The organism is Allopusillimonas ginsengisoli (assembly GCF_004153455.1).
GTDB classification, from domain to species: Bacteria; Pseudomonadota; Gammaproteobacteria; order Burkholderiales; family Burkholderiaceae_B; genus Allopusillimonas; species Allopusillimonas ginsengisoli.
In genome coordinates this window covers 156760-176259 of record NZ_SDQE01000004.1, presented here as the reverse complement: position 1 = coordinate 176259, position 19500 = coordinate 156760, and the positions used below count along the sequence as shown (strand labels likewise).

At 60.3% G+C, this 19500-nt stretch carries 18 protein-coding genes and 1 riboswitch; of the genes, 12 read left to right on the top strand and 6 right to left on the bottom strand.

Annotation, left to right across the window (positions count from 1 at the left end; translation table 11 throughout):
* Positions 1–113: 113 nt before the first annotated feature.
* From ERE07_RS10875 to rfaE2, 4 genes are all read left to right on the top strand, one after another.
* Positions 114–752: a ubiquinone biosynthesis accessory factor UbiJ gene (locus ERE07_RS10875; protein WP_130008841.1), complete on the top strand. Its 639-nt coding sequence runs from the start codon at positions 114–116 to the stop codon at positions 750–752.
* Positions 753–761: 9 nt separating this feature from the next.
* The gene (ubiB, locus tag ERE07_RS10870) at positions 762–2318 is read left to right on the top strand and encodes a ubiquinone biosynthesis regulatory protein kinase UbiB (protein WP_130008840.1); all 1557 of its coding nucleotides are present in this window, start codon (positions 762–764) and stop codon (positions 2316–2318) included.
* A 125-nt stretch (positions 2319–2443) separates the two neighbouring features.
* Positions 2444–3295: a ferritin family protein gene (locus tag ERE07_RS10865; RefSeq protein WP_130008839.1), complete on the top strand. Its 852-nt coding sequence runs from the start codon at positions 2444–2446 to the stop codon at positions 3293–3295.
* A gap of 20 nt (positions 3296–3315) precedes the next feature.
* The gene (rfaE2, locus tag ERE07_RS10860) at positions 3316–3804 is read left to right on the top strand and encodes a D-glycero-beta-D-manno-heptose 1-phosphate adenylyltransferase (RefSeq protein WP_130008838.1); all 489 of its coding nucleotides are present in this window, start codon (positions 3316–3318) and stop codon (positions 3802–3804) included.
* A 120-nt stretch (positions 3805–3924) separates the two neighbouring features.
* On the opposite strand, the gene ERE07_RS10855 is transcribed toward rfaE2, so the two are convergent.
* From ERE07_RS10855 to ERE07_RS10835, 5 genes are all read right to left on the bottom strand, one after another.
* Entirely contained in the window at positions 3925–5271 is a 1347-nt protein-coding gene (locus ERE07_RS10855; RefSeq protein ID WP_130008837.1) for a TolC family outer membrane protein, read from the bottom strand.
* The gene (locus tag ERE07_RS10850) at positions 5272–5952 is read right to left on the bottom strand and encodes a protein-L-isoaspartate O-methyltransferase family protein (protein WP_130008836.1); all 681 of its coding nucleotides are present in this window, start codon (positions 5950–5952) and stop codon (positions 5272–5274) included.
* Between the two features lie 145 nt (positions 5953–6097).
* Complete coding sequence (thiD, locus tag ERE07_RS10845) at positions 6098–6940, bottom strand: bifunctional hydroxymethylpyrimidine kinase/phosphomethylpyrimidine kinase (RefSeq protein ID WP_130008835.1); 843 nt, start codon at positions 6938–6940, stop codon at positions 6098–6100.
* Between the two features lie 36 nt (positions 6941–6976).
* On the bottom strand, positions 6977–7912 hold the full coding sequence (locus tag ERE07_RS10840) for a cobalamin-binding protein (RefSeq protein ID WP_130008834.1): 936 nt from the start codon (positions 7910–7912) through the stop codon (positions 6977–6979).
* 3 nt (positions 7913–7915) lie between these two features.
* Positions 7916–9772, bottom strand: coding sequence for a TonB-dependent receptor domain-containing protein (locus ERE07_RS10835; RefSeq protein WP_130008833.1), 1857 nt, complete (start codon positions 9770–9772; stop codon positions 7916–7918).
* Between the two features lie 109 nt (positions 9773–9881).
* Positions 9882–10056: riboswitch (cobalamin riboswitch) on the bottom strand.
* Between the two features lie 115 nt (positions 10057–10171).
* Between ERE07_RS10835 and metH the strand changes: the two genes are divergently transcribed.
* The 4 genes from metH to ERE07_RS10815 all read left to right on the top strand — a co-directional run bounded on the left by metH (position 10172) and on the right by ERE07_RS10815 (position 15645).
* Positions 10172–13948: a methionine synthase gene (gene metH / locus ERE07_RS10830; protein WP_130008832.1), complete on the top strand. Its 3777-nt coding sequence runs from the start codon at positions 10172–10174 to the stop codon at positions 13946–13948.
* A gap of 5 nt (positions 13949–13953) precedes the next feature.
* Positions 13954–14757 (top strand): helix-turn-helix transcriptional regulator, encoded by an 804-nt coding sequence (locus ERE07_RS10825; protein ID WP_130008831.1) that lies wholly within the window; start codon positions 13954–13956, stop codon positions 14755–14757.
* Positions 14758–14968: 211 nt separating this feature from the next.
* Positions 14969–15271, top strand: coding sequence for a type II toxin-antitoxin system HigB family toxin (locus tag ERE07_RS10820; protein ID WP_130008830.1), 303 nt, complete (start codon positions 14969–14971; stop codon positions 15269–15271).
* Positions 15268–15645 carry a helix-turn-helix domain-containing protein gene (locus tag ERE07_RS10815; protein WP_130008829.1) on the top strand — a complete coding sequence of 126 codons (378 nt, stop codon included), beginning with the start codon at positions 15268–15270 and terminating at the stop codon, positions 15643–15645. The genes ERE07_RS10820 and ERE07_RS10815 overlap by 4 nt, the downstream gene beginning before the upstream one ends.
* On the opposite strand, the gene ERE07_RS10810 is transcribed toward ERE07_RS10815, so the two are convergent.
* The gene (locus ERE07_RS10810) at positions 15646–17094 is read right to left on the bottom strand and encodes a DHA2 family efflux MFS transporter permease subunit (protein ID WP_425330973.1); all 1449 of its coding nucleotides are present in this window, start codon (positions 17092–17094) and stop codon (positions 15646–15648) included.
* Between the two features lie 72 nt (positions 17095–17166).
* On the opposite strand from ERE07_RS10810, the gene ERE07_RS10805 reads away from it, so the two are divergent.
* The 4 genes from ERE07_RS10805 (at position 17167) to ERE07_RS10790 (ending at position 19465) form a co-directional block, all read left to right on the top strand.
* Positions 17167–17355: a DUF3460 family protein gene (locus ERE07_RS10805; RefSeq protein WP_130008828.1), complete on the top strand. Its 189-nt coding sequence runs from the start codon at positions 17167–17169 to the stop codon at positions 17353–17355.
* 6 nt (positions 17356–17361) lie between these two features.
* Positions 17362–18240: a segregation and condensation protein A gene (locus ERE07_RS10800; RefSeq protein ID WP_130008827.1), complete on the top strand. Its 879-nt coding sequence runs from the start codon at positions 17362–17364 to the stop codon at positions 18238–18240.
* Between the two features lie 36 nt (positions 18241–18276).
* Positions 18277–19128 (top strand): pantoate--beta-alanine ligase, encoded by an 852-nt coding sequence (gene panC, locus ERE07_RS10795; protein WP_130008826.1) that lies wholly within the window; start codon positions 18277–18279, stop codon positions 19126–19128.
* 97 nt (positions 19129–19225) lie between these two features.
* Complete coding sequence (locus ERE07_RS10790; RefSeq protein WP_130008825.1) at positions 19226–19465, top strand: response regulator transcription factor; 240 nt, start codon at positions 19226–19228, stop codon at positions 19463–19465.
* Positions 19466–19500 lie beyond the last annotated feature (35 nt).

Genomic DNA, 19500 nt, shown 5'->3' with positions numbered 1-19500 from the left:
GCCTTTTTTTCATACAAGATCATGGTCCGGGCGCAAAACCGTTAAACTTGAGATCTTGCCTACACGGCTTTCCAAGGCTAACGATGCGACGGCCTGGCCGCGCACGCCCGAACATGTTCTTCTTGCCCTTTTTGCCTGATCCCGCTGCCTTTTGCCGACGCCCGCTCAATGCGCTGTTGCGTCGGGAAGACTGGGCGCGCGAGCGTCTGGGCCGTCATGCGGGCAAATCCATCCGCTTTCTTGCCGGCCCCTTCAATGTAAACCTGGCCATCCAGGCCGAGGGGCTGTTCGGCGCCAGCGATCCGGCCATCGTGCCGGATGTGACGCTCACGCTGCCGGCAGATCGCGTTTCCAGTCTGCCACGCATCCTGCGCAGCCGGGATCCGGCCAATTTGGCAGACATCCTGCATGTCGAAGGGGATGCCGGGCTGGCGCATGTCGTGTCGGATCTCGCCCGCGATTTACGGTGGGATCCCGAAGACGACCTGGCGCGGGTGGTGGGCGATGTGGCGGCGAGCCGGCTGATGGACGGCGGCAGACAGGCGGTGGCCGGCCTGCGCCAGGCCGCCACGCGCGTGGCGGACAACACTGCGGAATATCTCACAGAAGAAAGCGCGATGATGGCAGCGCGGCCTGCGTTCGACGACGTGTCTGCCCGGCTGGTGCAACTGGGCCAGCGCCTGAACGGCCTGGAAGCCCGCGTAGCGGCCCAAGAAACTCCAGCAGGCACGCGGCCTGCACGCAAGGCTTGAGTCCAGGCTATGTTCACATTTTGCCGTTTGCTTCGCATTATCTTCATTGCATTGCGCTACCGGTTGGACGAACTGGTGCTTTCCAGCATCAAGCATCCGCTGGCCTACGGTCTGCTGCGCATTGTCCGCTTTGGTCGCCCGCCGCGTACGCCGCGTGGCGTACGCCTGAGGCTGGCGCTGGAATCTCTGGGGCCTATTTTCGTCAAGTTTGGTCAAGTGTTGTCCACACGCCGGGATCTCATACCGCTGGACGTCGCGATGGAGCTCGCCCTGCTGCAGGATCGCGTGCCCCCGTTTCCATCCGACCAGGCAGCAGCCAGCATAGAAGCTGCGCTGGGCGCCTCGCCGCATACCTTGTTCAAGCATTTCGAGGTTGATCCGGTCGCCTCGGCCTCCATTGCCCAAGTACATTTTGCCGTGTTGCATGATGGCCGCGAGGTGGCGGTCAAGGTGTTGCGGCCAGGCATGCGCGACATCATTGAGCAAGATTTGGCGCTGCTGGCCGTGCTGGCAGGCCTTGTAGAGCGCTTGGCGCCAGACGGGCGCAGGCTCAAGCCGCGCCAGGTGGTCGCCGAGTTCGACAACTACCTGCACGATGAGCTCGACCTTATTCGCGAAGCGTCCAATTGCAGCCAGTTGCGCCGCAATTTTTCGGCGGATAAAGGCCGCGATCATCTGCTGATTGTGCCTGAGGTTGTCTGGGAATACTGCGCCACCACGGTCTTTACCATGGAGCGCATGCGGGGCATCCCCATCAGCCAGATCGAGCGCCTCAAGGACGCCGGCATCGACACGCAGGAGCTGGGCCGCAAGGGCGTGGAAATCTTCTTCATGCAGGTGTTCAGCGACGGCTTTTTCCATGCCGACATGCATCCCGGCAATATTTTTGTATCCGACCAGCCGGAAACCAAAGGCCGGTATATTGCGCTGGATTTTGGCATTGTTGGCTCGCTGTCCGAGTTCGACAAAAACTACCTGGCCCAGAATTTTCTGGCGTTCTTTCGCCGTGATTATCACCGGGTGGCCCAGTTGCATATCGAGTCGGGCTGGGTGCCGCCCACTACGCGCGAAGAAGAGCTCGAAGGCGCGGTGCGGGCGGTTTGCGAGCCTTATTTCGACCGTCCCCTGTCCGAAATATCGCTGGGGCAGGTGTTGCTGAGGCTATTCCAGACCTCGCGCCGGTTCAATGTCGAAATTCAGCCGCAACTGGTATTGCTGCAGAAAACGTTGCTCAATGTAGAGGGCATGGGCCGTGATCTTGATCCGGGCCTGGATCTCTGGAAAACCGCCAAACCCTATCTTGAGAAATGGATGCATGAGCGGGTGGGGCTGGCCGGCCTGCGCCGGCAACTGGACAAGGAGGCCGCGCAGTGGGCGCAGATCATGCCGCAGCTTCCCCGTTTGGTGCATGCGCACCTGAGTCGCCCTGCGCTGGCGCCTGAGTTAAACTTAGAGATTGAGCGTCTGCGCCGAACCCAGGAGCACACAAATCGTGTGCTGATGACCTTATGCGCAATACTGGCTGCCGCGGTCGGTGTCGCCCTTTGGGCGCTCACACGAATATGACAACGACAGGCATGCGTTGCATGCCGCCATCCCACCCCCTGAAATACTCCTGTCAACCGATAGCTTTACATTAAGGTGACCAGGTTGGCGCGCAAAGACAGCGCCTTCGATTAAGAGAGAGCCCCATGCTTTACCCAGAATTGTTCAAGTCGATGGAAGCAGTGCGCTGGAATATGGCGACGGACATCCCTTGGGATGACTACGATGCGTCCAAGCTTACCGACGACCAGGCGTATACGATCAAGATGAACGCCATTACCGAATGGTCGGCGTTGCCTGCCACCGAAATGTTTCTGCGCGACAATCGCGACGACAGCGATTTTTCGGCCTTTATGTCTGTGTGGTTTTTCGAAGAGCAGAAGCATTCGCTGGTGTTGATGGAATACCTGCGGCGTTTTCGCCCGGAGCTGGTCCCAACCGAAGAAGAGCTGCACAAAGTACGTTTCGAATTTGATCCGGCGCCTGCGCTGGAGACATTGATGCTGCATTTTTGCGGTGAAATCCGGCTCAATCACTGGTATCGCCGCGCTGCAGACTGGCATTCCGAGCCTGTCATCAAGGCAATCTACAGAACAGTTTCCCAGGACGAAGCGCGCCACGCGGGGGCGTATCTGCGTTACATGAAGCGCGCGCTCATCCATCAAGGCAAGGAAATCAGCGAGCAGGCACGATTGGCGTTTTCCAAGATTGGGGTGCTGATGGCATCGGCGCGACGCAGCTCACACGCTTTGCACCCGACCAATCTGCACGTGAACAAAGAAATGTTCCCGCGCGACACCATCCAGTCCAGACTCCCTTCGCCCGAATGGCTGGAGCATTGGCTGGATAACCAGATCTGTTTTGACAACGAGTGGGAAGGCAAGGTCAGTTCACGCATTCTGCACAATCTTTCGCTGCTGCTGGATACCTCCTTCCAGACTGCACAGGATCTGAATCGCTATCGCAAGCAGCTTGTCAGAACCCTGGCGCCTGTCTGACCAGCAAGCCATCCTGTTTCATGTCAGCCAGTTTCGAATCCAAGATCCTGTCACGCGAAGCCTGCATTGCAGCGGCGCGTGCCGGCACGCTGCCGCGCCCGCTGGTCTTTACCAATGGGGTGTTCGATATCCTGCATCGTGGCCATGTCAGCTATCTGGATGCCGCCGCCGCCTTGGGTGCCAGCCTGGTCGTGGCGCTCAACACCGATGCCTCGGTGCGCCGCCTGGGCAAAGGGGATGACCGGCCGCTCAATGAGCTGGCGGATCGTCAGGCCTTGATCGCCGCGCTGGCCAGTGTTGACTGTGTCACCGCCTTCGATGAAGACACGCCGCAGGCGCTGATTGAAGCACTGCGGCCCGATATTATCGTCAAGGGCGGCGACTACGATATGGCTGTCTTGCCGGAAACGGCCAGCGTGGAAAGCTGGGGCGGTCGGGCCGTGGCGATTCCGTTCGAGCACGAGCGGTCAACCACGCGGCTATTGCGCAAGATACGCCAGCAAGGCTGAATCCGCGCGTTATCTGTGCAGCCGGGCCTGAGGGCCCTTCGGCGCCTGTTTGTTGAGCGCAGCGCCCGAAGTCCCGATGGCGGGCAGGCAACGGCAAGTTGCGCAACCACAGGCGCCAGGCTAGTTGCCGGGGTGTGTCAGCAACTGATTGATTGCCACGATATCCTCGTCGGTGAGGATCCCGCTGCTGGCTTTTAGCCGCAAGCTGCTCATCAGCGTGTCGTAACGTGCACGAGCGAGGCTGCGCTGGGTTTCGTACAGTTGCTGCTGTGCATTGAGCACATCGATATTGACGCGTACACCTACTTCGTAGCCGGTGCGGTTGGCCTGCAGGGAGGCAAGGCTGGATTGTTCGGCCGCGCGCAGTACTTCGACCTGGGCCCGCCCCGAGGTTACCCCCGAAAAATACTGTTGCGTGGACTGTATCGCCTGCCGCTTGGCATTTTCGAGTTCGTAGCGGGCTTGCTGCAGGCGGGACGCCTGTTCGCGGACTTCGGACGAAATCCCGCCTCCGGCGAACAAGGGGATGGAGAGTTGCAGGCCTATGGCGCTGTCCAGCGACCGTGGGCCAGGATCCGGGTTCCCCGTGTTGCTGTAGATGCCACGGTTGGACGCGCTGCCGGTTTGCGCCTGCAATTGCAGGGTGGGATAGTGGCCGCTCTTGGCAATATCGATTTGTTTTTCGACGATTTTGGCGGCAAGCTCCGCGCGGGCGACCGTGAGGTTCGCTTGCACGGATTGGGCTGTCCAGGCATCGAGCTGATTGGGTTCGGGGGCAGGAAGGCGCGCGTCAGGCCTGAGTTCGGCGAGTGTGCGGGGCCGCTCGGCAATGATACTGGCCAGAATGTCTTCGCTGACCTGCAAGATGTTTCGCGCTTGCAGTTCGCTGGCATTGACCAGATCCAGCCTGGCCTGCGCCTCGTAGGTGTCTGTGATGGTGGTGCTGCCCAGCTCAAAGCCCTGCCGGGCTGCCTGCAACTGGGTCTGGATGGCATCTTTTTCGGCCTGCAGCGCGCGCAATGTGTCCTGCGCCGCGAGTACATCGAAATACGCCTGGGCGACCCGCAGGATCAGATCTTGATAGGCCCCGGCGCGTGCGACGTCGGCCGACCGGGCGATGTATTGAGACTGCTTGAGCGCATCCCAGGCGCCGATGTCGATAATGGGCTGCGTCAGTCTGAGCGTCCATAATGCGCTGCGGTCGCGACGGCTGTCGTTCAAGCCGGATACACGACGCGTATCGTCAACGCCCGCACCGATATCGGCCGTGACATAAGGCAGCAGCTGCGCCCTGGCCTGAGGGATTTTTTCTTGCTCGGCATCGCGCCCTGCACCGGTTGCCGCGTAAACAGGATCGCGCTGCAGCGCGAGCTGCCAGACTTCGAGCAGGTCTTGTGCCTGTGTGGGGAGGACGCTCGCCGAGAGCAATAGCGCCAGTCCGGCTCTGTACCAGCGTCCCTTAGCCATCTAGAACTTGAAATGCGAAGTAGCGACGCCTCGTAACGGCTTGATGACCGTATCGAACAGGCGTACGGTTTCGAAGCTGGCGGCACTGGTGCGGGTAATGCGGCAGGCTGTCATGATGGGGTTGTGTCCCACCACCGCCACCAGGCGCCCACCGATGCAAAGCTGGTATTTCAGGGCGTCGGGTACAGCGGGTACCGATCCGGTGAGCAGGATGGCATCGTATTCGGTCGTGCCCCAGCCGGCATGGGCGTCGCCCACTTCGACGCTGACGTTGTCGATCTGGTTGCGCTGCAGGTTTTCCTGCGCAAAGGCAGCCAGCCTGCTGTCGACCTCGATGCTGACGACTTGTTGCGCGAGCTTGGAGAGCAGGGCCGCCTGGTATCCTGAACCTGTGCCGATTTCCAGTATGCAGTCTGTGGGCTTGAGCTGCAGTTCTTGTGCCAGGCGGGCTTCCACCTTGGGCGTGAGCATGACTTCGCGGGTATCGACGGAATTGATGATCAGCGGCAGTTCGGTATCGGAGAAGGCCAGCCCCTGCATGGGAGCGGGGACATAGCGTTCGCGCTGCACCTCGAACAACGCCTGCAGAACACGGAAATCGAGCACTTCCCAGGGGCGGATTTGTTGCTCGACCATATTGAATCGAGCTTGTTCGATTTCGGAAAGTGCGGTGACGTTCATGGTTTCTACATGGAAAAACAGTGGTAATGAATTGTAGCGACAAGGGGACCCGCCGGCCCCCAGGTTGCACTACTCTTATCCTGGCTACTATAGCGTATTTGACTTCAAAGCGTATCCGGAAACGGGCTGAAAAACTGGGTTCCTGTCAGTTTGTGATGCTTTTGTTTGACGATTGCGCCGGCCACCATTGATGGAAGTGTTGCACCGGCCCGTGACCGCTGCCAACGCTCAGATCTGACGATCGCGCGATCGCGTTTACCAGATAGGCCTTGGCCTGTTCCGCTGCCTGCGGCACGCTGTCGGCGCGCGGCAGCAAGGCGGCCAGGGCGGCGGACAGCGTGCAGCCTGTGCCATGGGTATTGGGGGTGTCGATGCGGCGTCCCGGAAGCTCGATCAGGCGGTCGCCATTGTGCAAGACATCGATCGTGTCGTTGCCGGGCAGATGTCCGCCTTTCAGAAACACCCAGCGGTCGCCGTCGTCATCCAGCAGTCGGCGCAAGCGCTCGGCAACGCGTCGCATGTCTTTGAGATTGTCCACCGGCGCAGTGCCCAGCAGAACGCCCGCTTCGGGAAGATTGGGCGTGAGCATGGTGGCCTGGGGGATAAGGCTTTCGCGAAGCTCGTCCACCGCCGCCCTTTCCAGCAGATGGTCGCCGCTTTTGGCGACCATGACCGGATCCAGCACAATGTGAACAGGTTTCCAGTGGGCCAGGCGTTCTGCCACGGCGCGGGTTACCGCTTTCTGGCCGAGCATGCCGATTTTGACGGCATCGATGCGTACATCGGCGAACAGCGTGTCGATTTGTTCGACCACAAATGCCGCAGGCACGGGCGAGATGCCTGTGACACCCCGTGTGTTCTGGGCGGTGAGCGCCGCGATGACCGCCGTGCCGTAGGCGCCCAGCGCGCTCATGGCCTTGATGTCGGCCAGAACGCCAGCGCCGCCGGACGGATCCACGCCAGCGATGGTTAAAGTATTAGGGATCATTGCATTACCTGCTCCGGATTGATGTGCGTATTGTATTCAACGCGCTCGATCAAGCAGCACGCACAGGCGTTCGGCTGCGTCCACCATGCGTGGGCCGGGGCGAAACAGCCAATCTGGATTGATGCCATACACCCTGTCCCGGGTGGCCGCGGGCAGGCCAAGCCTGGCCCAGCGTTGTTTCAGATCCGAGATGTGTTTTGCGTCCAGATAAGGGGCAATGATGACATCGGGCTGTCGCAACAGCACGCTTTCGCGGCTGGCCTGCGCCGCAGGCAGCTTAATATCAGCAAAGACATTGACGCCGCCGCAGGCCTTGAGGGCGTCGTCGATGACGGGGTCGCTGGCCACGACATACAACGGCGGTTCGCTGATTTCGATGAACACCGACACGGGCTTGCGCGGCGCATATCGCGTGCGCAATGTCTGGATGCGCGAGGTTAGGGCGCTTGCGGCTGGTGTCGCGGCCTCGTGGGTACCGAAAAGCTTCCCCATGGCCAGCACCTGGGCGGGAATATCGTCCAGGGATGCGGGGGCGGACAGAGCGAGGGGAACGCCAGCGCGCTGTAGTGCCGGCGAGAGGCGGCGGGCCGCGCCTGTGGCGCGCCAGGAAAGCACGAGGTCGGGATCCAGGGCCAGCGTGGCTTCGATGCTGACGGCCACGCCATCTCCCACGCGGTCAATGGTGCGAGCCGGTGGCGGGTAGTCGCTGCGCGCTACGGTGCCGACGATGTACTGGCCTGCGCCAGCCGCAAATATAAGTTCAGTGATATGCGGCGCCAGGGAGATGGCGCGCCGATATGGGCCGCTCGTGCTGGCGGCAGAACCTGTGGCTGCTTCCTGGTCCTGCGCGGTGGAGGCAGTGACCGCCTGAGCGGCGGCCGCCTCGCCGGCCATGGCTGGCGAGGCGACGCATGCCGCGGTCGCCAGGAGCAGGGCGCTGGCCAGGCGAGGGACGACGGCGCCTGCCTGCATGGCCTACATCCGCACTGCGAGGTTGACGAAGACCGTGGAGCCGGGCATGTTGTAGCCGTATGCGTTGCTGTAGCGCTTGTCGAGTATGTTGTCCCAGCGTACTTGCACGCTGGCGTTGTGTGTAAGCGCATACTCGGCCGTAAGATTCATCAGGCTGTAGCCGCCCAGGCGGATCTGGTTTGCCGTGTCGTCGTAGCGCTTGCCGACAAACATGTATTCCGCGCCCATTTGCAGCGTGCCGAAGGCATGTTGTGCGTTCAGGCGATAGACTTGCCGCGCGCGCCGGTTCAGTTGCTTGCCGGTATTCACGTCTTCAGGATCAAGAAAATCCGCGCTGCCGCCCAGCGTGGTGTTGCCCCAGGCATACTCGCCCGTGAGTGTCACCCCTCGCAGGCGCGCTTCGTCGATGTTGATGCTCCGGAAGGTGAGGCTTTCGGACCCGATCATGTCGCGAACCCGGTTCTGGAACGCGGTGACGCCAAAGCGCATGTTGTCCTTGGCATAGGTGACGCGGGCTTCGACGTTGCGTGACTTTTCGGGTTTAAGATCGGGGTTGCCGTAGTAGGGGTAGTACAGGTCCGAGAACGTGGGTGCGCGAAAGCCGGTGTTGGCGGCCACGCCGACGGTCCAATACGGTGTCACATCCAGATCGTAGCCCAGCCCGCCCGTGGTTTCGTTGCCGTAGCCGGTGATGTTGTCGTTGCGCACGCTGGCCTGCAGATGATGCGCGCCCACGTCCGCGCGGTAGATCAGGCCGACGGAGTTCGTATCCCGGCGGCTCACGTCGAAATTTTCTGAGTGCTGGGGGCGTTCTTCGAGCCGCTCAAACACGGCGGAGACGCGCTGGCCTTCTCCCAGGCGAACATTGTTCTGCCACGTGAAGCTGCGCTGCAGCGTCGAGAAGATAGCGTTCCAGGCGCGGTCTTCGTACCCCGTTTTGCTAAGGCCAAGGCGCAGCACGCTTTCCCAGTAATCGGTGAGGGCGTCTGTGCTGGTTATTGAATAGGCCTGTTGGCGGTTAAGGCTGTAGGCGGGGTGGGCGAAGGCCCCAGCGTCGTAGTCGGCATTGATATAGCTGTTGTAGGCCGTGATTCCGACGTGGTGCCCGGGCTTCCAGCGATAGCCCACAGAACCGGACAGCGAATGCTGGCTGTAGCCGTCTTTGTCGTCATGGTAGCTGTATGGGCCTGCGTCCGGATTGCTGCTGTTGAAGCCGCTGCTTTCGGCCATGCTGGCCGAGAAGGCGTAGTTCCACCCGTCTTGTGCGCCCGAGAATCCGGCGCCGGACTTGAAGGTGCTGTGGCTGCCCAGGCCGATATTGGCATGCGCGGCAAACGGGCGATCTTCCCCGCCCTTGCTGGTAATGATATTGATGACACCGCCGATGGCATCGGAGCCATACAGGCTGCTGGCCGCACCACGCACGATCTCGATGCGCTCGATCGTTGCCGCGTCCAGGCTGTTCCAGTTGAAGCCCCCCGCCACGGAATCGTTGGCCCGAATGCCGTCAATCAGCACCAGTGTCTGGGCGGGCTTGGCGCCTCGCAGGAATATACCCGTGGAGGTTTGCGGGCCACCGGTGTTATAAAACTGCAGATCGGGCTGGCGCGACAGGATTTGGGCGACGCTGTCCGCGCCGGCTCGTTCCAGTGTTTTGCGGTCGATGACGGTGACGTCGCCGATGACATTTTTTTCGGATTCGGCGGCGCGGCCGGGTGTTACCACGATGCCGTCCAGGCTGGGAATGCCTGACCCGGATGAGGGCGGCGCCACGGCGCCGCTGGTGGCCTGCGCATGGGAAACACAGGAAATGGACAAGGAAAGAATGGCGAGCGCCAGCTGATTGCGTTGCACAGGCATGATGGACCCTGAATGACGCGCGTCCCCGCACGTCGTTGTGATACGAGACGCTTCCACACCCTGGCCGGGCGCGGGCGCGCCGCGAAATGGCGATGCAGGATAGGAAACGGGCCAAGGAATGATTGAGGCTGGTGTCGGGCTGGCATGCGGACATGCTTACCGTTGCGGGGGCAGCACAGGTTGGACGCACGTATAGCGCGGTGCGTATTCTGTTTCCCATTTAGCTTTCGCAGAGCAGGGCCTGTGGCCCGGGCTCCGAAAGCACCTCTTTCGTGACGAAATATAACATGGCGCCTGCCGTGACCGTGCGATAAGGCGCCGCTGGCGGCGTCTGCGTACCACCGGGGTCTGCGGCGATACAATGAAGGCCTTGCTAACCAAAGGTATCCTCCCAACGCCGTGTCCCATCCATCCTTGCCCTACCCTTTGTCCTCCTACACTCACGGAGCCGAGTTCGCGCGCCTGCTCGGCGAGCGGATACTCATCCTGGACGGTGCGATGGGCACCATGATCCAGCAATACAAGCTGGGCGAGGCGGATTTTCGCGGAGACCGGTTCGCCGATCATCACAAGGACGTCAAGGGCAACAACGAGCTGTTGTCGCTGGTTCGCCCTGACATCATTGCCGACATCCACCGTCAGTATCTGGAGGCTGGCGCGGATGTCATCGAGACCAATACCTTTGGCGCCACGGTCATTGCCCAGGGTGATTACGACCTGTCGGATATTGCCTACGAGCTGAACCTGGTCTCGGCCAGGCTTGCGCGCGAAGCCTGTGATTCGCTCAGCACCCCGGAGCGTCCGCGTTTCGTCGCCGGCGCGCTGGGGCCGCAGCCCAAGACCGCTTCCATTTCGCCCGATGTCAACGACCCGGCGGCGCGCAATGTGACGTTTGAGCAGTTGCGCGATGCCTATACCGAACAGCTCAATGGCTTGCTCGACGGGGGCATAGATATTGTTTTGATCGAAACCATCTTCGATACGCTCAACGCCAAGGCGGCGATATTCGCGGTTGAAACGGTGTTCGAAGAACGGGGCGTGCGCTTGCCGGTGATGGTGTCCGGCACCGTGACCGATGCCTCGGGCCGCATTTTGTCGGGTCAGACCGTCGAGGCTTTCTGGAATTCAGTGCGTCATGCCCGCCCGGTCACGATCGGTCTGAACTGTGCATTGGGCGCAGCCTTGATGCGGCCCTACGTGGCTGAACTCTCCAAGATCTGCGACACCTATGTCTGTGTGTATCCCAACGCTGGCCTGCCCAATCCCATGGCCGAGACGGGTTTCGACGAAACACCCGAAGACACCTCGTCGCTGCTTGAAGAATTCGCTCAGGCCGGGCTGGTGAATATGGCGGGGGGCTGCTGTGGCACGACCCCCGAGCACATCCGGGCGATTGCTGCCAGGGTGGCATCCTTGCCGGTGCGGGTTGTGCCCGATGTGCCTGTCAAAACCCGGTTGTCAGGTCTGGAGCCGCTGACGATTGATCGCGACAGCCTGTTCGTGAACGTGGGCGAGCGGACCAACGTCACGGGCAGCAAGATGTTCCTGCGTCTGATACGCGAAGAAAAATACGAAGAGGCGCTTTCAGTTGCGCGACAGCAGGTCGAGAACGGCGCGCAGATCATCGATATCAATATGGACGAGGCCATGCTGGACTCGGCCGTGTGCATGCGCCGCTTTCTCAACATGATTGCGTCCGAGCCCGACATCGCGCGCGTGCCCATCATGATCGACAGTTCCAAGTGGGAAGTGATCGAGCAGGGGCTGCGCTGCGTGCAGGGCAAGCCAGTGGTCAATTCGATTTCCATGAAGGAAGGCGTTGAGGCGTTCCTGGAGCACGCCCGTCTTTGCCGCAAGTACGGCGCGGCGGCTGTTGTCATGGCTTTCGATGAGCAGGGCCAGGCTGACAATCTCGCGCGGCGCAAGGAGATTTGTGAGCGTGCTTACCGCTTGTTGGTGGATGAGGTCGGTTTTCCGCCGGAAGACATTATTTTCGATCCAAACGTATTCGCCATTGCCACCGGCATCGACGAACACAATCATTATGCCGTGGACTTTATCGAAGCCACCGGCTGGATTACCAGCAATCTGCCCCATGCGCGCGTATCGGGCGGCATTTCCAATGTGAGTTTTTCCTTCCGTGGCAACGAAGCCATGCGGGAAGCCATTCATACTGTTTTTCTGTATTACGCCATCCAGCAGGGCCTGACCATGGGCATTGTCAATGCGGGCCAGTTGGGCGTCTATCAGGATATCGACAAGAACGTGCTGGACATGGTCGAGGACGTGGTGCTGGATCGCTCCGAGCCGTTGGGCAAGACCGATCCCGCTGATGAGCGCACGTCTACCGAGCGGCTGGTCGAGTTGGCCGACGCCATCAAGGGCTCGGGCGTCAAGAAGGAAGAGGACCTGACCTGGCGCGAACAGCCTGTGGAGCAGCGGCTGTCGCATGCACTGGTGCATGGGATCACCACCTTTATTGTCGAGGATACGGAAGAAGTGCGGCAGAAAATTGCCGATGCAGGGGGGCGTCCCATTCAGGTCATTGAGGGGCCGCTGATGGACGGCATGAATATCGTGGGCGACCTCTTTGGCGCCGGCAAGATGTTCCTGCCGCAGGTCGTCAAGTCGGCCCGGGTCATGAAGCAGGCGGTGGCGCACCTGATTCCTTTCATCGAAGAAGAAAAGCGCCAGATCGAGGCCGCGGGTGGGGACGTTCGCTCCAAGGGCAAGATAGTGATTGCCACCGTCAAAGGCGATGTGCACGATATCGGCAAGAATATCGTGACCGTGGTCTTGCAATGCAATAACTTCGAAGTCGTCAACATGGGCGTGATGGTGCCCTGCGCCGACATCCTGGCCAAGGCCAAGGAAGAAAACTGCAATATGGTCGGGCTCTCCGGCTTGATCACGCCGAGCCTCGAAGAAATGGCGTATGTCGCTTCCGAGATGCAGCGCGACGATTACTTCCGCGAGCGCAAGCTGCCGCTGCTGGTGGGGGGCGCGACCACCAGCCGCGTGCACACTGCCGTGAAGATTGCGCCCAATTACGAAGGCCCGGTTATCTATGTGCCCGACGCCAGCCGCTCTGTGGGGGTGGCCACTAATCTGATGTCTGATCAGGTGGATGCGTATCTTGCCGAGGTGGCCGAAGAATACGAGCTGGTGCGCAAGCGCCATGCCAACCGCAAGGCCACGCCCATGGTCAGCCTGGAAGAGGCGCGCGCAGGCCGGCCCGCGATTGATTGGCAAAGCTATACGCCGCCCCGCCCCAAATACCTGGGCCGGCGTACGTTCAAGAATTACGACTTGCACGAGATCGAGCGCTTTATCGACTGGACGCCGTTTTTCCAGACCTGGAGCCTGTTCGGGCAGTATCCCGCCATTCTCAATGACAAGGTGGTCGGTGAACAGGCCCGCAAGCTCTTTGAAGAAGGCAAGGACATGCTGCGCCGTGTCATCGAAGGCCGCTGGCTGACAGCGAGCGGGGTTGTGGCGTTCTATCCCGCCAACATGGTCAACGACGAGGACATCGAACTCTACACCGATGAAACCCGGTCCGAGGTGCTGCTGACCTGGCGCAATATCCGCCAGCAGACCGTCAAGCGCGAAGGCGTGGACAACAAATCGCTGGCCGATTACATCGCACCCAAGGAGAGCGGGGTAGCCGACTATATCGGCATGTTTGCCGTGACGGGCGGGCTGGGCATGGAGAAATACGAAAAAATGTTCGCCGATGCGAACGACGATTACTCTGTCATCATGCTCAAGGCGATTGGCGACCGGCTTGCCGAAGGCTTTGCCGAATGCCTGCACGCGCGGGTGCGGCGTGATCTGTGGGGCTATGTGCCTGACGAATCATCGCTCAGCGACGACGATATCATCGCCGAGAAGTATCAGGGCATACGTCCGGCGCCAGGGTATCCCGCTTGTCCTGAACATGTCGTCAAGAAGGAGATGTTCCGCGTGATGCAATGCGAAGAAGTCGGCATGCAGCTCACCGACAGTTATGCCATGTATCCCGCGTCCAGCGTGTCGGGCTTTTACTTCAGCCATCCCGCCTCGCAGTACTTCAATGTAGGCAATATCGGCGCCGATCAGTTGCAGGATTATGTGCGGCGCAGTGGCCGCGACGAAGACGACGTACGCCGCACATTGGCCAGCGTATTGGGTTGACTGCCATGGATCCGTCTTCCGCCCTCACCGAGCAGACGGGCTCCGCCCGCCGCAAGGCACTGGGGGATTTTCTGCGCCGCGTGCGCGGTCGGGTACAGCCCGAGAGCGTGGGGCTGACGGCGGGAGGAAGGCGTCGAACCCCTGGGCTGCGGCGTGAAGAGGTGGCACAGCTGTGCGGCATCAGCGTTACCTGGTACACCTGGATCGAGCAGGGGCGCGACGTGTCGGTATCCACAGGTGTATGGGCTCGGCTGGCCTCGGTCATGGCCTTGTCCAGGGCCGAACGGCAATATTTGTTTGAACTGGCTGAATGCGCCGACCCGGAGCACGGCGACGATCAGGTCTCGCCGTTGCCCGCCTACCTGGCGGACTGCGTGCACAGCATCACGGCGCCCGCTTACATACTGGATCGTTGCTGGAATGTGCTCGCGCGCAACCAGCCTTTGCTGCGCCTGTTCGATGGCTGGCCGGATCGAGACCCAACGCCTAATCTGCTGCGCTATATTTTCATGGACCCTGCGGCGCGAGCGCTGGTTGTGGATTGGGAGCAGCGCGCCAGCCGTGTCGTCGCCGAATTCCGTGCCGATGCAGGTGTGCATCAGGACGAATCCGATGTTCATGCGCTGCTGTCCGAGCTTTTGCAGGGCAGCAGCGTGTTTGCGCATTGGTGGACGCGCCACACCGTGGTGGACCGCGCGGGCGGCCTGCGCGAATTCAATCACCCCGCCGATGGGCTGCTGCGCTACCAGCAGATTACGTTCAGGCTGGCGACCCGCCCGGATTGCAAGCTGGTCATGCTGCTGGACTAAGCGCGCGCGATGCTTGCCTGGCCTGCATCTGGCCGGGATGTTTTTGGCGCGGCGCGCGCATTTTCCGTCAAGCGCGCCTCTACAATTCGTCTGCATGCCAGCCGTCTTTGCCGATTGGATGGCAGGCAAGAACGGTGGGTATGCGCAGCGAACAGGCCAGGAATTGGCTCTTTATCCTCTTGACAACATCCCGTAGTGGGACTAATCTCTTATGCGTGTGATAGCAATAAGTTCTTTACGCAAATTCTGGGCGCAATACCCGAATTGCGAGCAGCCCCTGAAAGCATGGGTAGACGAAGCCAGGCAGGCCAGTTGGCTTACACCCGCCGACATCAAGGCGCAGTTTGCCAGTGCCAGCATCCTCAAGCGTCGGCGCGTTGTATTCAACCTCAAAGGCAATCACTGCCGCCTGGTTGCCGCGATTGCGTATCGCACGGGTATTGTTTACGTGAAATTTGTCGGTACGCATGCGCAATACGATCTCATCGATGCCGACACCATTGAAATGGAATGACCGTGGAAATCCGACCTATCCGTACCGAAGCCGACTACAAAGCCGCTCTCAAGGTCGTCTCCAGGCTCGTCGAAAACGACCCGGAGCCTGGCACGCCAGACGGCGACAAGCTCGATATCCTCGCAACGCTGATTCAGTACTACGAATCGCAGCATTATCCTGTTGCGCTGCCTGATCCCGTCGAAGCCATACGGTTTCGCATGGAGCAGGCCGGTCTCAGCGCCAAAGACCTCGAGCCCATGATTGGGCGCCGCAACCGTGTCTACGAAATCCTGAACGGCAAGCGTACGCTTACACTGCCCATGATCTGGAAGCTGCACCGTGAGCTCGGCATTCCAGCCGCCAGCCTGATCCAGCCGCCGGCGCAAGGCTGATCAGTTGCGCTTTACACGCAACTGATCGCCCGCGTTGGCGGGCAGTCTGGCAAATGAAAGGGCCGATGCGGCCGCAATCAAGCCAATCACGATAAAGCCCCAAATGATGTCCGCCAAGGCGAGCGTGGTATCACCCCGGATTTTCATGCTCACATTCAGCGTGACAGCGGCACAGGCAACGCCCAGGCTGATCCCCAGCTGCTGCGCCATGGCGGCAAAGCTGCTGGCACGGCTCATGGCTTCGGGCCCCAGATCCGCGTAAGTCAGGGTGTTCACCGCGGTAAATTGCAACGAACGAAAAAAGCCTCCCGTAATGAGGATGGCGGTCATGACCCAAATAGGTGTATCCGCGCGAAAAAATCCGCATAAAGCAACAAAAACACCCGTAAACAGCGCATTGATGATGAGCACCTGCTTAAAACCAAAGCGATTCAGCACCCGGTTGGCCACTAGCTTCATGGCCATTGAGCCGATCGCGCCGGTGAACGTGATCAGCCCCGCCGAAAAAGGGGATAGGCCGAAGCCAACCTGCAGCAGAATCGCCAGCAAAAAGGGCGCAGCCCCAATAGCGAAACGGCAGAGATTTCCGCCCACGATGGAGATCGAAAACGTACGGATGCGCAGGAGCGACAGATCAATGATAGGGTAGGCCACCCTGCGGGCATGCCATACATACAGCAGTCCCGTAACGAGGCCCGTCGCGATCAGCAGCGCCAGTTGCCGCGGGGGCATGGAACCGTGTCCGGCCGCCTCAAAACCGGAAACCAGCGTCGCAAGGCAAATACTGCTGAGCAGAAAACCCAGCCAGTCCAGGGGCTGGGGTTCCACGGGGTAGTCATCCCGGATATAGTGAATGACCAGCGCAATGCCCAGTATGCCCACGGGCACGTTGATCAGGAAAATCCAGTGCCATGAAGCATAGGTAACCAAAAAACCACCGACCGGCGGACCTATCATGGGGCCCAGCAGGGCGGGCAACGATAAAAAGGCCATGGCCTTGATGAGTTCTGTTTTGGGCACCTTGCGCAGCAGGATGATGCGGCCTACCGGCACCATCATGGCGCCGGCCATGCCTTGCGCCACGCGCGAAATGACCAGTTGGCCGACCGTCTGAGACAGTGCACAGGTGATGGAGCTGAGTGTAAACAGTAAAATAGCGGCAATAAAGACCTTTTTGGCGCCAAATCGATCAGCCGCCCATCCGCTGATGGGTACAAAAACCGCCACCGCCAGCAGGTAGCTGGTGATGGCGACATTCATGCGCACCACCGTTGTGCCGAGCGATTCCGCCATGACGGGCAGCGCGGTGGCCACCACGGTGGAGTCCAGCATCTGCATAAAGAGCGCGCAGCCAACAATCAGCGGTATCATGCGCACAGCGCGCAGTTCTCTTTCCGAGAGGGTGGCGGGGGGAGGTGGTGCAGGGGTGTCGGTGCTGTCTGGAGGCATTAGGCGGCTGTGCGGCGTCCGAGTGAAGTAAACTCGAATCCGTTGGTTCAACAACGTTTACAAGCAAACATTATGGCAAAGAATTACGAGTCCGAAATTACCCAGTTCCTGAAAAAATACAAAACGGAACACCCGGATACCGAAATGCGTCAGCGTGAAGGCCGTGCGCGGCTGTGGGACAAGTACATCGATCCCGAGCTGCAAGAAGGCTTCAAGGCGGGCCGTGTTGCCCTGAAACCTTACGTCTACCAGACCAAATAACGCCGCATGTCCTCACCCAGAGACACGGCCGGCGAGCTTGCTGCATTGGTCGAACCAGACGTCGACAGCACGCCAGACGTGGTCGATAGCGTAGCGCTTGCGCGCCTGTATGGCGAGCCACTGTTTGCCCTGCCGCAGGATCTTTACATCCCGCCGGACGCCCTGGAGGTTTTTCTTGAAACCTTCGAGGGGCCGCTGGATCTTCTGCTTTATCTGATCCGCAAGCAGAATTTCAATGTGCTGGATATTCCCATGGCCGAGGTCACGCTGCAGTATCTCTCGTATGTTGAGCAGATACGCAAGCACAACCTGGAACTGGCGGGAGAATACCTGCTGATGGCGGCCCTGCTGATCGAGATCAAATCCCGCATGCTTTTGCCCGTCAAAAAGGCAGACAGCGGAGAAGAGGTCGATGATCCGCGTGCGGAACTCGTCCGCAGGCTGCTCGAATACGAGCAAATGAAGCTGGCCGCGCAAAAGCTGGACGCCCTGCCGCAGCTGGGCCGCGACTTTCATCGCACGCATGCCTTTGCCGACCTGTCCGTCGAGCAGGTGTTGCCGGAAGTGTCGCCCGATGATTTGCGTGCCGCGTGGCAGGACATCATGCGTCGTGCCAAGCTCAACGCCAGCCATCGCATCACCCGCGAGCAATTGTCTGTGCGCGATCACATGAGCCAGATACTGCGCCGCCTGGGCGATGTCCGCTTCATGGAGTTCAGTGATCTTTTCATGGAGCGCATACACGAAGGCGATGGTCCTGCCATTGTCGTGGTGCATTTTCTGGCCATGCTCGAGCTGGCGCGCGAGTCGCTGCTCGAAATCACGCAGGCCGAGCCCTACGCGCCCATTTATGTGCGCCTGTCCTATATCCGTGCCGCTGCCTGAGCGGCGTGCAGCGCTACATCCGCATCGGAGACTCTCTTGAAAGTCGTACACACCATAGAAGAATTGCGCGACCAACTGCGCGGACAGCTACGCGTAGCCTTCGTGCCGACCATGGGCAATCTTCATCAGGCACATCTGTCGCTGATGAAGCTGGCGCGGCAACACGGCGACCCGGTCGTCGCCAGTATTTTTGTCAATCGCCTGCAGTTTGGCCCCAACGAGGATTTTGACCGTTATCCGCGCACGCTGGAGCAGGATATCGAGAAGCTCGAGCGCGAGCGCGACGTCTATGTGCTGTTTGCGCCCAATGAGCGCGAAATGTATCCCGAGCCGCAAAGCTTTCAGATTCAGCCGCCGACCGATCTGGGGGGGATCCTGGAGGGCGAGTTCCGGCCGGGGTTTTTTACGGGCGTGAGCACGGTTGTACTGAAGCTGTTTTCCTGTGTGCAGCCCAGCGTCGCCGTGTTTGGCAAAAAAGATTATCAGCAGTTGATGGTGGTGCGGAACATGTGCAGGCAGTTCCAGTTGCCCGTCAACATTCTTGCGCATGAAACGGTGCGCGACCAGGATGGCCTGGCTCTGTCCTCCCGCAATATGTATCTGCAGCCGGCAGAGCGCGCCGAAGCGCCCCAGCTTTATGCCACGCTGCAGCAGGTGCAGGCCGAGTTGGCGGCGGGCAGTACGGATCTTGCCGCGCTTGAGGCGCAGGCCAGGTCGCATTTGGCGTCACGGGGGTGGGAGGTTGATTACATTGCCCTGCGCCGCCAGCGGGATCTCGGCATCCCGGTGGACGACGAAATCCAGGCTGGCGAGCCACTGGTTGTACTGGCCGCCGCCAAACTGGGTGCGACGCGCCTGATAGATAACCTCGAGATATGTAAACACTGACAGCAGACTACGGGGCGCTGCTGTGCCAATATGCCCAGCAGGCTCCCGCAACGTTGACGCGACGGAGCCTTGCAATCTTCACGAGAAGGGGCATGGAATGAATGAAATCCGTAACAAGCAGGCATCTTCGCCGTTTTCGGTGCTCACGCCACGCGAACGCGATGTCATGGCCTATGTGATGCAAGGCGAGCCCAACAAGCGGATCGCCGCGACCTTGGGCGTGTCGCAGCGGACGGTGGAGGCGCATCGGGCGCGCATCTTTCGGAAAATGCAGGTTCGCAATGCTGTTCAACTGACGCATCGCGTGCTGACGTGGCCGACGGAATCCTCGCATTAGGCGGACAGCGCCGTTTTACTTCACACACATTGCCG